Below are 12,926 nucleotides of genomic sequence, written 5' to 3' on the forward strand. Positions count from 1 at the left end.
GATGTAACGGGTTTTTTGCTATTTGCAGCAAAGTAAAACCCCAAAGCCATAAGCCCGCACAGGCCGATGAGAGTATCGCATTTACTATGTGACGCTTCAACTTTGATCGCTTATTCTCATTAAGCTTGGGTCACTAAAATCATACCAACCTGCATAAATATTTGAATAATTTTCTTATCGTTAAAATAGATCTCATATCCAGGCAGATTGGTATTAAATATTAATAAAGATTTAAAACAACATAAACACCTAACATTACAGCTCGTGTTTGATGAGTTACTTGAAAAAGTGGGTGAGTCTTATTACAGCTACAGTCACTTCTGCCGGGCTTATAAACAATGGTTAGGTACGCAATGATTCTCAATGCGTCAGCAGCATAAAGGGGATGAAAAGCTGTTTGTAGATTATTGTGCCCCACAATTACCATTACTTGTCCAACTACACATGAAAAGCGCACTGCTCAGATATTCGTTGCTGTACTAGGTGCATCAAATTATACCTATGCTGAACCAACGTATATTCAGCAACTTGAAGATTGGGTAATGAGTCATGTGCGTTGCTTTAAATTTTTAGGCGGCGTCCATGACGTTTTTATTCCCGACCATCTCAGAAGTGCCGTTAGTAAAACCTGTCGCAACGAGCCTGATTTAAATCCGACGTACCACCAGTTAGCCGAGCACTTTAGCGTTACTATTATTTCAGTTAGACCTTATAAACCCAAAGATAAATCGAAGGATGAAGTAGGCGTACAAATTGTTGAGCGTTGGATCATGGCACGCCTGCGTAACCAAACTTTCCACAGCTTAGAGAAACTTAATCATGAAATAGCAAAGCTACTGGATATGATGAACAATAAGGTATAGCAAACTTCATCCAGAGCAAGCTTATCGCACCTGTTCAGGGGTGTTAAGTCTAGCTGAACGTATTCAAAGGAACGCCTCGAGCGAGGATGTTACCGAGCAATTTGGATTAATACGACCACACTCAGATCTATTAAGCAAATGCTGCAAAAAGGGTTAGACCAACAACCATTACCCACACTCCAAACAGAGCGAGAAAAACCAATTACACATAGCAACATACGTGGCACCGATTACTACCATTAAGGAATGAAAACATGATAGACACCATTAATCAGCAACTTCAATTGCTCAAGTTATCGAGTATAAAGCAAGAGCTCAAGCAGCAGCTCGAACAGCCAAACTTATATCAAGAATAAAGCTTTATAGAGCGCATCAGTTTATTGTTAACTCATGAAATTGATACGCGTGACCAAAGAAAAATCGACCGGCTCGATCGACACGCTAAATTCCGCTTACCGGGTCAGTTAAATCAACTCATTTACTCGCCGGCACGCACTATAGAAAAAGCACAGATACGTAACTTAAGCCAAAATAGCTTGCTGGACTTACATCAGAATATATTAATGACAGGCGCCACAGGCCGATGGAAGTTATCGAAAATTATTGGGTAAACTCATTAAATACGACTTACTTATTTTAAACGATTGGGGGCTAGAGCCACTCAGTGCTCAGCAACGAAGCGATTTACTTAAATAAATCGATATTAGATATGGTTATAAATCACACATCATCATTAGTCAGCTACCACAGGAAAATTGGCACCAAATGATCTGCGAATCAACGCACGCTGATGCTATTTTAGATAGGTTGATTCATGGTGCAATTAAGTTGAATTTAAAAGGAGAATCGATACAAAAACAGTTAAATGAATTGACTGATGATGAACAGTTAAGTTAATTCAAAAATGGCTTTACAAAATGATAAATCAAGCGATCAAAGCTGATGAGAATTGGTGATCAAAGTCATGAGAATACGTATATTGGGTACCAAATGTATTTACGCATATCTTAACCTATCAGCCTCTCATCTTCCTCTTTCACTGCATGCGCACAGATGTAATCTTTAAGCTGGCACTTTTTTAATGTTAAGCAACAAAGGCGATCTGATTGTTTATTAATATCAAGCGCTTTAACTCCATCGGATAAGTATGCAGTAACCCATTAATTAACCAATCTATAACTAACGCGTATGGTTTTGATGACAACAGTACGATTTTTTTACTTCAAGAAAAAGGTGAATAACCTTATAACGTGGTTTTAATCGTGCATCTCAGGTATACGGAAAGTTAGAGATAGTAGACAAGCTAGACTTAATGATAATGACAAATGTATGAGTATTAGCTCTTAAAAAGAAGGTAATTTAAATAGATCATGAGTTAAATGTGTTTGGTGAATGTTCATCATCTGAATGGGTGTAATCATGTTTTCCTTCGGCGCAATGGCTTGTTATTAGTGTGGCCCTATTGTCTGACCACGTGAATCCATTTCAGGTGTATTCTACGCCTGCCATACGTATTACCAGAGTCATCAGCTATCGATTCAATTAAATCTAAAAGCACCTGCTCTTGCTCATCAGGTTTGAAAGACTCATAGTAATAACTACTCATACTGACCTCTAAAATACGACACAATTCAGTAATAGTGTAATCTGCTTTTGCTTTCTTCAATGTATTGGTTTTTTTGCACTATGAGAATAGAACAAGCAGTAAATAAGTGGGGCTTAGGCCGCTGAGCGCTAGTAACGAATAGCTTATAAATACAGTGAACTATTATCTGGCGCTGAACATATTACTAACTCAAGCCCATTAACTGCATCAATCAGTATGTGCTGTTGCTGTTTTTCTAGTTTGAGCTCGGCGCTCAGTAATTCTTGTCGAATATTTGTGTAATCGACTATTTCTTGCTGATTGGCTTTTAAATAACCTCTAGCGCTGCGTAGCGGCTTTAATACCTTGATATCAAATTCACTAGCCACTTGTTGCAGCGTATTTAATTGCTCGGCATTAATGCTTAAATTTAACGAGTCCAAGTAATAGAGTAATAAACATAAGTTAACGTTTTTACCTTGCTGGTTTTGATAATCTAACAGGCGTGCTTGCATGTCACCTTCGCTATAAAGCTGACATGCAAATTGCCAAAAGTCGTTGCTGTTAAGCAAGTTCATTGGCAAACGCCTGTTCTTTTTGTTCCATCTCTTCAAGGGCTATGAGTAACTCCTCTTCGATCTCATTTACCTTTGGCGTTAATGTCGCTTGTTTTGTGAGTAGCTCTTTGAGTTTTGCTTTGTTGTCATCGTTATAAAGGGTGTTATCGCCAAGTGCCTCTTCGATTTCAGTTAATTCTGCTGCGTGTTTATCAAGTTGCTTTTCGAGCTTTTCAATCTGTTTTTTAAGTGGTTGCACGGCCTTTCTAAATTCAGCCTCTAAGCGCTTTTGCTCTTTTCGGTTTACTTGTGAGTGGGCTTTTGGCTCGTCATCGGTGTCGCTTTTAGCGGCTTCTTTATTAGCATTAAGCAGCCACTGATAATACGCATCTAGGTCGTAGCCAAATTGAGTGACCTCGCCGTTATCAACTAAGTAAAATTCATCAGCGGTGTTTTTAAGCATGTGGCGGTCATGCGATACTGTGACCATGGCACCTTCAAAGCCTTGTAATGCCATAACTAAAGCGTGGCGCATTTCTAAATCAAGGTGGTTGGTTGGCTCATCGAGTAGTAATAAATTTGGTTTTTGATAAACCAACATAGCCAGTACTAAACGGGCTTTTTCACCGCCAGAAAAGGGAGCTACAGGGTCGAGTGCCTTATCGCCTACAAAGGCAAAGCCGCCTAAAAAATCACGTAGTGATTGTTCACTGGCTTTAGGGTTTAAACGTTGCAGGTGAGTGACGGCACTGGCTTTTAAATCTAGAGACTCCAATTGATGCTGCGCAAAGTAGCCAATGTTTAAGCCTTGGTGCTGAAACACTTCACCTGCTTGAGGTTGTAAATCACCAGAGAGCAGTTTGATAAGTGTTGATTTACCCGCGCCATTTCTACCAAGCAGTGCAATACGGCTTCCCGGCACTAAATTGAGCTTAATGCTGTTTAAAATAGTCACATCACCATAACCGGCTTTGGCTTTATCAAGTGTCATTAGCGGGTTAGGCAGGGCGGTTGGCTCGGCAAACTCAAAATTAAATGGCGAGTCTGCATGCGCAGGGGCAAGCTTTTCCATGCGTTCAAGTGCTTTAACGCGGCTTTGTGCCTGTTTGGCTTTACTGGCTTTAGCTTTAAAGCGGGTAATAAACTGCTCAAGGTGGGCAATTTGTTCTTGTTGCTTGTCAAACATGGCTTGCTGCTGTAATAGGCGCTCAGCTTTTTGGCGTTCAAACTGCGAGTAGTTACCTTTGTATACATTAATAAGTTGTTTATCTATATGCCAAATTTGATCGACCACCGCATCTAAAAACTCTCGGTCGTGAGAAATAAGTACTAAGGTGCCAGTGTAGGCACGTAAAAAACGCTCTAGCCAATACACGGCATCTAAATCAAGGTGGTTTGTTGGCTCATCCAGTAACAGTAAGTCGGCATCGCGAATAAGCGCTTGGGCTAAGTTTAAACGCATACGCCAACCACCCGAAAACGCACTAACTGGGTTTTCTATTTGGTTATTGGCAAAGCCTAAACCATGTAATAGCTCACCTGCCTTGGCTTCAATGCTATAGCCTTTAATATTTTCAAGCTGAATATGCACTTTAGCTTGGGTGTCGCCATCGTTATTTTGCTCGGCTTCACGAAGCGCTATACGCAGTGCATAATAATCAGGGTGGCCTTGCAGTACGTAATCCATGGCGCTTATTTCAAGAGCGGGGGTTTCTTGCTTTACTGAGGCCAGTGACCAATCTTTAGGAATACTGCAATTACCGCCATCTAACGAAAGCTCAGATTTTAATAAACTAAATAGCGTTGACTTACCGCAGCCATTGGCACCTACAAGGCCTACTTTGTGCTCTGGGAATAATGTAGCTGATGCATTTTTTAATAAAGCTTTGCCACCGCGAAGCAGTTCTATTTCTGAGATTTGGATCATAAATACGTTACTTTACTGTGCCTTGATTGAATTACCGCCATTATAACACGGATCTTATTAGCTATATCAATCGTATCAAGTAGGCAAATAGTGCGATAAAATAACGTTAGTCAAAATGGTAGGAAAAACGAAGTGAAATATAAAAAACGATTTATTGCTGGAGCAACGTGTCCTGAGTGTAAAACCATGGATATGCTAATGCTTTACAAAGAGCACGACGTAGAAAAAGTTGAATGTATGCAGTGTGGTCATAAAATGGCGCAACCCGAGCAGGCTGTGCAGGCATCAACACGCCAATTTGAACAGATCATTGGCGTGTTTAATCCTGGTGACTAAACCTTAATAATGCGGTGGCGGTGGCTCCGGCATATTCGACATCATAGGTTGCGATGCTTGCGACTCTTTAAGTTTTTCAGCCAGCAACTCAGTTTGGCGCTTTATTTTTGCCAACTGTTGCTGGTGAACTTTTATTTCATCATTTAAAATTTCAATCGTTTCGTCTTGAAAAGCCACTTTAGCTTCAAGTTCCATTAACCGATGTTCAATTGTGTTCATTTGGTTCTCGTATAATAAAGCGCTCAGCGATTCCGCTTGAGCTTTCAGTTAACAATGATTTACCGTTATCTGTAAATGTCACATCAAGTACTACCGCCGATTTGGGCTTACTGCCTTCACGTGGAGTGACTTGCCATGTTTGAATTTTTTCACCACTATTTAGCTGCCATAAATCCACTCGTTTGTTGGGTGAACCGGTTGCTAATAAAGTGCCTTGATCGTTAAAGCGCACAGCGGTAAAAATTTTCTGACGCGCAATATACTTTAGTTTACTAACAAGGTCACCTGTAGTCAGCTTCCATACATTTGCTTGTGCCATACTATCGGCGGTAAAAGCATAGCGCCCTTGAGGATCTAAAGCGACCTGCGTTACTCGGGTTGGGTGATTAAAGCGATGAACAACTTGCCCGCTTTGAGTATCCCATAAGTAGGCCACGTAATCGTTTGAGCCGCTTAGTGCATAGCGCCCGTTGGGTGATAGGTCAACGGTATTTACTTTTTCTTGGTGGCCTAAAAATTCAATGCGCCTACCCGTGTTAAGGTTTATAAATACCACGACGCCATCGCTACGCCCGTAAACAACGCTGTTGCCTTGATTGCTGATGGCAATATCGCGAATACTGGCCTTTTGTATTTTATAAAAGCCTTTATTTTTGCCTGTGGCAATATCCCAAACGGCAAAGGTGGTTTTTTCGGCGGTAACTGCCACGCTATTATCAAATGCGATAGCAACGGCATAAACTAAACTATCTTCAGCCTGCTGTTGAAACCATTGGTATTTAAGCGCTTGCTGTTGATTATCCCAAAGTGCAACCCCATGATTGATAGAAGACACTAAGCTGTATTGGCCATCATGGGATAATGCGGATGAGAAAGCCCCCTGTGCTGTGTGCTCAAAGCTAGCCACTGCTTGTTGTTTTTTATCACTGCATGCAATTGTTAAAAAACAGCACGTAGCAACTAAAAAAGTACGAAATAACGACATATTACAGGTATTTCCTCTTAACTCTTAGTGACTGAGAGGTTAGACTAGGTTGTGAAAAACGCCTAGGTTGCTTGTCTAATCACTGGGTATGTTTTTAGTTTAGCTATTAAACAAGCAGCCTACCATGTAGGCCGTTAATCTTTAACTAGTAATATTACAATAAATGACAACTGCAAAGTGTGTCGGAGATTTAAAATGAGAAAGACGATTAAATTGTCATTGATTGCAGCGTCAGTTTTAGCGCTTACAGCTTGTAATCAAGAAGCAAAAAAAGAGCAAGCAGACGTTAAGCTAGATACTGTAGCACAGCAACAAGCGTACGGTATTGGTGCATCTGTAGGTAACTTTTTAAATAAAGACCTAGCGGATAAAAAAGAAATTGGTATTGAATTAGACCAAGCATTGTTAATGCGCGGCTTTGAAGATGCACTTGCAGGTGATGCTAAAATTGACGAAGAAAAAATTCGTGAAGTATTAACAGCATTAGATGAGTCAGTGCGTACTAAACAAGAAGAAAAAGCAAAAGTAGAGTCTGAAAAAAGCAAAGCTGAAGGTGAAAAATACCTAGCTGATAACGCTAAAAAAGAAGGCGTGATGGTTACTGACTCTGGTTTACAGTACGAAGTAATGAGCGAAGGTGAAGGCGCAAAACCAGTTGCAACTGATGTGGTTAAAGTGCATTACAAAGGTACTCTTTTAGATGGTACTGAATTTGATAGCTCTTACTCACGTAACGAGCCGACAACGTTCCCACTAAACCGTGTAATTCCTGGTTGGACTGAAGGTTTACAACTTATGCCTGTAGGGTCTAAGTACAAATTTACTATCCCTTCAGACCTTGCTTACGGCGATCGTGACTTAGGTAAAATTCCTGCTAATTCAACACTTATTTTTGAAGTTGAATTATTAGAAATTCAAAATGATGCAGAAGCTGCCGCTGCAGAATAAATATTATTGATTTATAAAGAAAAAAGGGACCTAGGTCCCTTTTTATTAATTGTCAATTAGGCATTAGTTTGCATGGTTTGAATATAAATTATCAATAAGCTCATCTTCAAGTGCAAAGCGTGCCTCTAGCGCTTCACCTACCACTGATAGGTCGTTATCAAACCCTTCTAATAAATCTTCAGCATCTACTTCAGCGTATTTATCGTTGAAATCCAGTGCGATATCTGTGGTATCTGAAATGCGTGGGTAAATAGTGCTAGCAAGTTGCTGGCTTTCTACGCCTTTCTTTTCGCAGGCTTTAGCAATATCATCGTATACTTCAAAGTGGCCGGCTGACAGGTAATCCATTAAAATTTGACAAAAAGCTTGAATTTGTGACGGTTCAGGCAAAGTCTGCTCTTTTTTATCATAAGGTGAAAAGCCTGCAACTTTATAGTAAAGCACAATCAGCTCTTGGCGTTCGTTTAACCAATTATCGATGATCGTATGGCTACCCCCCCATTTTTGTTGAGCTTTTTCTACACGCTTCAGCATAATTCTTCTCCTAAGCTGGGTTGGATTTTTTTAATTAAAAACAAAACTTATGTTATCCAAGATATATTTAATTGGCGTGTATATCAACAAGTAAAGTAGATGTAATATCAGAGACAGTTTTGTTTAAGGGTATAAGTTGCAAGTAATTTATTTCAGACAAGAAAAAACCACCTGTTAGGGTGGTTTAATTTCTTTATTAGACTTGTTTAAACAAGCATTCTTATTTTTATTAGAGATTTTTATTATTTTTATATTAACAATTTTTGTTATTGTTTTGTTAACGCGAGATAAACAATATCAAGCTTTTTTAGATGTTGCAAATAGTTTAATGAGAAGTTTTTATTATTGACGTTTGTTTGGTTGTTTTATGAACAAAGCAACATGAAAATTAAAAATTACTTGATCTAACGCTACTCTGTAGCGATTTAATCGCTTAGCGATAGAGGGGGCGTGAATATGGTGGTACAATCTTGCACAATTTCTAAAAGCCCTAGGACTCTATAAGCTATGAGCGAATTAAAAAACGACCGTTATTTACGTGCCCTTGCTAAGCAATCTGTTGATGTCACGCCGGTATGGATGATGCGTCAAGCTGGACGTTATTTACCTGAATACCGTGCTACACGTGCACAAGCGGGCGATTTTATGAGCCTGTGTAGAAATGCTGAATTAGCCTGTGAAGTGACATTACAGCCACTGCGCCGTTATCCACTAGATGCCGCTATTTTGTTTAGTGATATTTTAACTATTCCAGATGCAATGGGGTTAGGTTTATACTTTGAAACCGGCGAAGGCCCTAAGTTTGAACGCCCTATTTCGTCACTTGCTGATGTTAAAAAAATCCCCAAGCTAGATCCAACCGATGAGCTTGGCTATGTAATGAATGCAGTTAGCACTATTCGTCGTGAGCTCAAAGGGGAAGTGCCCTTAATTGGTTTTTCGGGTTCACCTTGGACACTTGCAACTTATATGGTTGAAGGTGGTAGCAGCAAAGTATTTGGTAAAATTAAAAAAATGGCCTTTGCTGAGCCACAAACACTGCATTTGTTACTCGATAAGCTGGCTGATTCAGTAATTGATTATTTAAACGCGCAAGTTAAGGCGGGTGCGCAATCACTAATGGTCTTTGACTCATGGGGTGGCGTACTAAGTCCGCGTGATTACAATGAGTTTTCGCTGCAATACATGCATAAAATCGTTGACGGTTTAATTCGTGAATACGATGGTCGTAAAGTACCGGTTACTTTATTCACTAAAAATGGTGGTCAATGGATTGAAGCTATTGCTGCAACAGGCTGTGACGCAGTGGGTCTAGATTGGACAATCAATATTGGTGATGCTAAACGCCGTGTTGGCGATAAAGTTGCTTTACAAGGCAATATGGATCCATCAATGCTCCATGGTACGCCTGATCGCATTCGCCAAGAAGTGGGTACTATTTTAGAAGACTTTGGTACTGGCAATGGCCATGTATTTAATTTAGGCCACGGTATTACACCAGATGTTGATCCAGAAAATGCCGGTGTATTCATTAACGCCGTGCATGAGTTAAGTGCGCAATATCATAAATAGTTTCTAAATAAAGATGAGTTATTAAAAAAGCCCGCTTGATTCAAGCGGGCTTTTTGTTACCTAGCGCTTAATATTACTTAAACAAGCGATTTAAGCCATTTAACGCCGCAACTCGGTAGGCTTCTGCCATGGTTGGGTAGTTAAACGTGGTATTTACAAAGTAGTCGATGGTGTTGCCACCATTTTTTTGTTCCATAATAGCTTGGCCAATATGCACAATTTCAGATGCGCGCTCACCAAAGCAATGCACGCCGAGTACTTCTTTGGTTTCTGTATGAAATAATATTTTTAAACTGCCCACATCGGTGCCTGCAATTTGCGCGCGGGCTAAATGTTTAAATTGCGCACGTCCCACTTCATACGGTACTTTTGCAGCAGTTAATTGCTGCTCTGTTTTACCGACAGAACTCATTTCAGGAATAGTATAAATACCGGCTGGAATATCAATAATCAGCTTTTCATCACAATTACCACACGCGATGGCATCTGCGGCAATTCGACCTTGATCAAAGGCAGCACTAGCAAGGCTTGGATAGCCAATAACATCACCTACCGCGTATACATTGTCTACTTCTGTTTGGTAGGTTTCGTTTACTTTTATCTGTCCGCGGCTATCTGCTTTTAAGCCAATCGCTTCTAAATTAAGGGTATCAGTGTTACCGGTTCGGCCATTGGCAAATAAAATACAGTCAGCTTTAACACGTTTGCCCGATTTTAAATGCATAACAACGCAGTCATCACGGGTTTCAATGCGATCAAACTCTTCGTTATGACGAATTACAATACCGCTATTCCAAAAGTGATAGCTTAATGCATCAGATATTTCAGCATCCATGAACGCCAATAAGCGATCGCGAGTATTCACTAAGTCGACTTTGGCACCTAGCCCTTTAAAGATAGACGCATATTCACAACCAATTACACCCGCGCCGTATATAAGTACGCGATGAGGGTCATGTTCAAGGCCTAAAATAGTGTCACTTTCGTAAATTCGTGAATGAGTAAAGTCCACACCTGGTGGGCGATATGGGCGTGAGCCTGTGGCAATGACAATAGTTTGTGCAGTAAGGCGTTCAGTAGAACCGTCATTACGTCTAATTTCAATAGTATGTTTATCAACAAAGCTGGCATCGCCCTGAAACATATGAATACGGTTACGATCATAAAAGCTACTACGTAGATTCGATTGCTTTGAAATAACTGAGCTGGCATGGCGTAAAATATCAGGAAAAGTTAACCGAGTAGGGCGTTCGCCGACGTTGAATAAAGGATTTGCTTTGTATTCAATATAGCGGCTAACCGAATGACGAAGTGCCTTTGAGGGAATGGTTCCCCAGTGAACACACCCACCACCTACAGCAGCTTGGCGTTCAATAACCGCTACTTTTTTGTTACTTTTAGAGAGGTTCATAGCGGTCCCTTCACCGCCAGGACCCGTGCCAATAATGATTGCATCATATTGGTATGTCACGGGTACTTTTTTCTTTTCTGGTTGTTTGGCCACAGCCACTCCTATTTTAACTAAAAGAGGCTTTTAATAACCTCGCATTAAGTGCTAGCCATGCCTGTTTTTGTGTTTCCCAGGCGGCTTCAAGCTCGTGATATTGTGCCATTAATGCCGACTTTTCACACTGCTTTGCCATATTATTTTTTTTAGCTTCCAATACTTGTTTTTGCAGTGAGCAATAATTTTGCAACTTTTTAAGCAATAAATCGTACTCTTGTTGTAATAATGTAAGCTTATCTTGCGCTAAAGGCAATTTTGCAAGGCGAGTTTGTGTTTTACTCATTAGTGTTTCGGCTTTTGCTTTTTCAATGCGCTCAATCGGTGTACGCTTTAATTTACTGGCTAAACCCAGAGCAGCTAATGAGCGAATCATCCATTTTGTTGGGTCGTAATGAAACCATTTAATGCCATTGCGGTAATCGCTGGCAAAAATATGATGAAAGTTATGATAACCCTCGCCATAAGTAAATAAGGCTAAAAAGCCGTTATCGCGGGCGGTATTTTTTTCTGTGTAAGGGCGTGAGCCCCAAATATGCGCAACAGAGTTAATAAAAAAGGTAAAATGCTGGCTCAGTACTAAACGAAGTAATCCCGCTAGTATTAACATGCCCCATACATCACCGAGTATTAAACCTAATACCAAAGGTAAACCAACATTCATCGCTATTACAAGTTTTAAGTAATGCTTGTGCTGCCACATAACAATTTTATTTCGTTGTAGGTCGCGGCAATTGCTGTAATCACCGTAGCTATCGCCTTGGTAGTCGCGCAGCATCCAGCCTATGTGACTATACCAAAAGCCGTTGGTAGCGGCATAAGGGTCTTTTACAGGGTCATCAACTTGACCGTGGTGAATACGATGATCGCTGCTCCAATGCAGCGCACTGTTTTGCAAAGCAAACGCGCCGCCTAAGGCAAAAATAAATTCAACGACCGGGTGTGCGTTGTAGGTTTTGTGCGCCCATAAACGATGGTAACCCGCAGTGATCGATAATCCCGCGAAAAACATGCAAGCTACAAAAGCAGCCCATTGTGTGCCTGTAAAGCCATAGTTAAACCCATACCAAGGTACAAGTGTAACAGCAGCCAAAAACGTCAGGCTAAAGAAAAGGACGTTGGTCCATATAAGTGGTGGTTTTTTCATCTTTCTCATTTCTCAGCGTACAACTGTACGCTAAAATAATATTTCAATCTGCTGCCGTCAAGTATTAGACTGTACTATTAGCTATTTTTTTAATTAAAAATTTATTACAAATTCATTCAGGGAGCTGTTGATGTCGGGCGTTAGAGCACAACAGAAACAAAAAACACGACAAGCATTAATTGAAGCTGCTTTTAATCAGCTTAGTGCTGATCATAGCTTTTCAAATTTGAGCTTGCGTGAAGTAGCGCGCGAAGCGGGTATTGCGCCCACCTCTTTTTATCGTCATTTTAAAGATATGAATGAACTGGGTTTAACCATGGTCGATGAAGCCGGTTTAACCTTGCGCCAACTGATGCGCCAAGCACGTAGGCGAATAGCCAGTGGTGGTAGTGTAATTAATACCTCAGTGGTTACGTTTATGGAGTTTATTGATAACTCAAGTAATCAGTTTAGGCTTTTATTACGTGAACGTTCAGGCACTTCAAAAGCATTTAGAGCGGCAGTGGCACGTGAAGTGAAACACTTTATTTTAGAGCTTGCACACTATTTGGAAAGCGAAACGCCTTGTGATGCTATTCATGCATATATTCAGGCAGAAGCTATGGTTACGCTAGTATTTAATGCAGGTGCAGAAGCACTCGATATTGAAGGTCAGCAACGCGATGAGCTAATTGAGCGAGTTATTTGGCAGTTACGCTACATTACTCGTGGTGCGTCAAACTACGTGCGTGCTGAAAAGAAAGAGTAAA

The 12,926-nt window shown here is 40.5% G+C and carries 12 protein-coding genes and 1 pseudogene; 6 read left to right on the forward strand and 7 right to left on the reverse strand.

Going from position 1 to position 12,926, the window contains the following annotated elements; genetic code table 11:
* Positions 1-407 precede the first annotated feature (407 nt).
* Both KG708_RS17750 and KG708_RS16795 read left to right on the forward strand, forming a co-directional pair.
* Positions 408-863: a hypothetical protein gene (locus KG708_RS17750; RefSeq protein WP_301003480.1), complete on the forward strand. Its 456-nt coding sequence runs from the start codon at positions 408-410 to the stop codon at positions 861-863.
* A 254-nt stretch (positions 864-1,117) separates the two neighbouring features.
* Positions 1,118-1,760, forward strand: a pseudogene (locus tag KG708_RS16795) (ATP-binding protein).
* Positions 1,761-2,612: 852 nt separating this feature from the next.
* On the opposite strand, the gene KG708_RS16800 reads toward KG708_RS16795, so the two are convergent.
* Both KG708_RS16800 and KG708_RS16805 read right to left on the reverse strand, forming a co-directional pair.
* A complete protein-coding gene (locus tag KG708_RS16800; RefSeq protein WP_213611695.1) occupies positions 2,613-3,026 on the reverse strand; it encodes a TIGR02444 family protein in 414 nt (137 codons plus the stop codon).
* Positions 3,013-4,932, reverse strand: a complete 1,920-nt coding sequence (locus tag KG708_RS16805; RefSeq protein WP_213611697.1) for an ATP-binding cassette domain-containing protein — start codon at positions 4,930-4,932, stop codon at positions 3,013-3,015. Before KG708_RS16805 ends, KG708_RS16800 begins: the two co-directional genes overlap by 14 nt.
* Before the next feature lie 132 nt (positions 4,933-5,064).
* Here KG708_RS16805 and KG708_RS16810 point away from each other — a divergent pair, with 132 nt between their 5' ends.
* Positions 5,065-5,268: a YheV family putative zinc ribbon protein gene (locus KG708_RS16810; RefSeq protein WP_213611700.1), complete on the forward strand. Its 204-nt coding sequence runs from the start codon at positions 5,065-5,067 to the stop codon at positions 5,266-5,268.
* Positions 5,269-5,271: 3 nt separating this feature from the next.
* Here KG708_RS16810 and KG708_RS16815 read toward each other — a convergent pair whose 3' ends face one another.
* Both KG708_RS16815 and KG708_RS16820 read right to left on the reverse strand, forming a co-directional pair.
* Positions 5,272-5,487 carry a SlyX family protein gene (locus tag KG708_RS16815; protein ID WP_013466167.1) on the reverse strand — a complete coding sequence of 72 codons (216 nt, stop codon included), beginning with the start codon at positions 5,485-5,487 and terminating at the stop codon, positions 5,272-5,274.
* Complete coding sequence (locus KG708_RS16820; protein WP_213611701.1) at positions 5,474-6,472, reverse strand: hypothetical protein; 999 nt, start codon at positions 6,470-6,472, stop codon at positions 5,474-5,476. Before KG708_RS16820 ends, KG708_RS16815 begins: the two co-directional genes overlap by 14 nt.
* A gap of 195 nt (positions 6,473-6,667) precedes the next feature.
* Between KG708_RS16820 and fkpA the strand changes: the two genes are divergently transcribed.
* Entirely contained in the window at positions 6,668-7,420 is a 753-nt protein-coding gene (gene fkpA / locus KG708_RS16825; RefSeq protein ID WP_213611703.1) for an FKBP-type peptidyl-prolyl cis-trans isomerase, read from the forward strand.
* A gap of 63 nt (positions 7,421-7,483) precedes the next feature.
* Here fkpA and rsd read toward each other — a convergent pair whose 3' ends face one another.
* Positions 7,484-7,954 (reverse strand): sigma D regulator, encoded by a 471-nt coding sequence (gene rsd / locus KG708_RS16830; protein WP_213611705.1) that lies wholly within the window; start codon positions 7,952-7,954, stop codon positions 7,484-7,486.
* A 507-nt stretch (positions 7,955-8,461) separates the two neighbouring features.
* Here rsd and hemE point away from each other — a divergent pair.
* Positions 8,462-9,526: a uroporphyrinogen decarboxylase gene (gene hemE / locus KG708_RS16835; RefSeq protein WP_213611707.1), complete on the forward strand. Its 1,065-nt coding sequence runs from the start codon at positions 8,462-8,464 to the stop codon at positions 9,524-9,526.
* A 73-nt stretch (positions 9,527-9,599) separates the two neighbouring features.
* On the opposite strand, the gene sthA is transcribed toward hemE, so the two are convergent.
* On the reverse strand, positions 9,600-11,030 hold the full coding sequence (gene sthA, locus KG708_RS16840) for a Si-specific NAD(P)(+) transhydrogenase (protein ID WP_213611709.1): 1,431 nt from the start codon (positions 11,028-11,030) through the stop codon (positions 9,600-9,602).
* 13 nt (positions 11,031-11,043) lie between these two features.
* Positions 11,044-12,177, reverse strand: coding sequence for a fatty acid desaturase (locus KG708_RS16845; RefSeq protein WP_213611711.1), 1,134 nt, complete (start codon positions 12,175-12,177; stop codon positions 11,044-11,046).
* A gap of 130 nt (positions 12,178-12,307) precedes the next feature.
* Here KG708_RS16845 and fabR point away from each other — a divergent pair, with 130 nt between their 5' ends.
* A complete protein-coding gene (gene fabR / locus KG708_RS16850) occupies positions 12,308-12,925 on the forward strand; it encodes an HTH-type transcriptional repressor FabR (protein ID WP_013466159.1) in 618 nt (205 codons plus the stop codon).
* Position 12,926 lies beyond the last annotated feature (1 nt).

Source organism: Pseudoalteromonas sp., assembly GCF_018402495.1.
Lineage (GTDB): Bacteria > Pseudomonadota > Gammaproteobacteria > Enterobacterales > Alteromonadaceae > Pseudoalteromonas.

Excerpts from the sequence above, each read along its gene's own strand:
- KG708_RS16800 (WP_213611695.1), bottom strand. The coding sequence starts at position 3,026 with ATGAACTTGCTTAACAGCAACGACTTTTGGCAATTTGCATGTCAGCTT.
- fkpA (WP_213611703.1), top strand. The coding sequence starts at position 6,668 with ATGAGAAAGACGATTAAATTGTCATTGATTGCAGCGTCAGTTTTAGCG.
- KG708_RS16805 (WP_213611697.1), bottom strand. The coding sequence starts at position 4,932 with ATGATCCAAATCTCAGAAATAGAACTGCTTCGCGGTGGCAAAGCTTTA.
- hemE (WP_213611707.1), top strand. The coding sequence starts at position 8,462 with ATGAGCGAATTAAAAAACGACCGTTATTTACGTGCCCTTGCTAAGCAA.
- KG708_RS16845 (WP_213611711.1), bottom strand. The coding sequence starts at position 12,177 with ATGAAAAAACCACCACTTATATGGACCAACGTCCTTTTCTTTAGCCTG.
- fabR (WP_013466159.1), top strand. The coding sequence starts at position 12,308 with ATGTCGGGCGTTAGAGCACAACAGAAACAAAAAACACGACAAGCATTA.
- KG708_RS16820 (WP_213611701.1), bottom strand. The coding sequence starts at position 6,472 with ATGTCGTTATTTCGTACTTTTTTAGTTGCTACGTGCTGTTTTTTAACA.
- KG708_RS16815 (WP_013466167.1), bottom strand. The coding sequence starts at position 5,487 with ATGAACACAATTGAACATCGGTTAATGGAACTTGAAGCTAAAGTGGCT.
- rsd (WP_213611705.1), bottom strand. The coding sequence starts at position 7,954 with ATGCTGAAGCGTGTAGAAAAAGCTCAACAAAAATGGGGGGGTAGCCAT.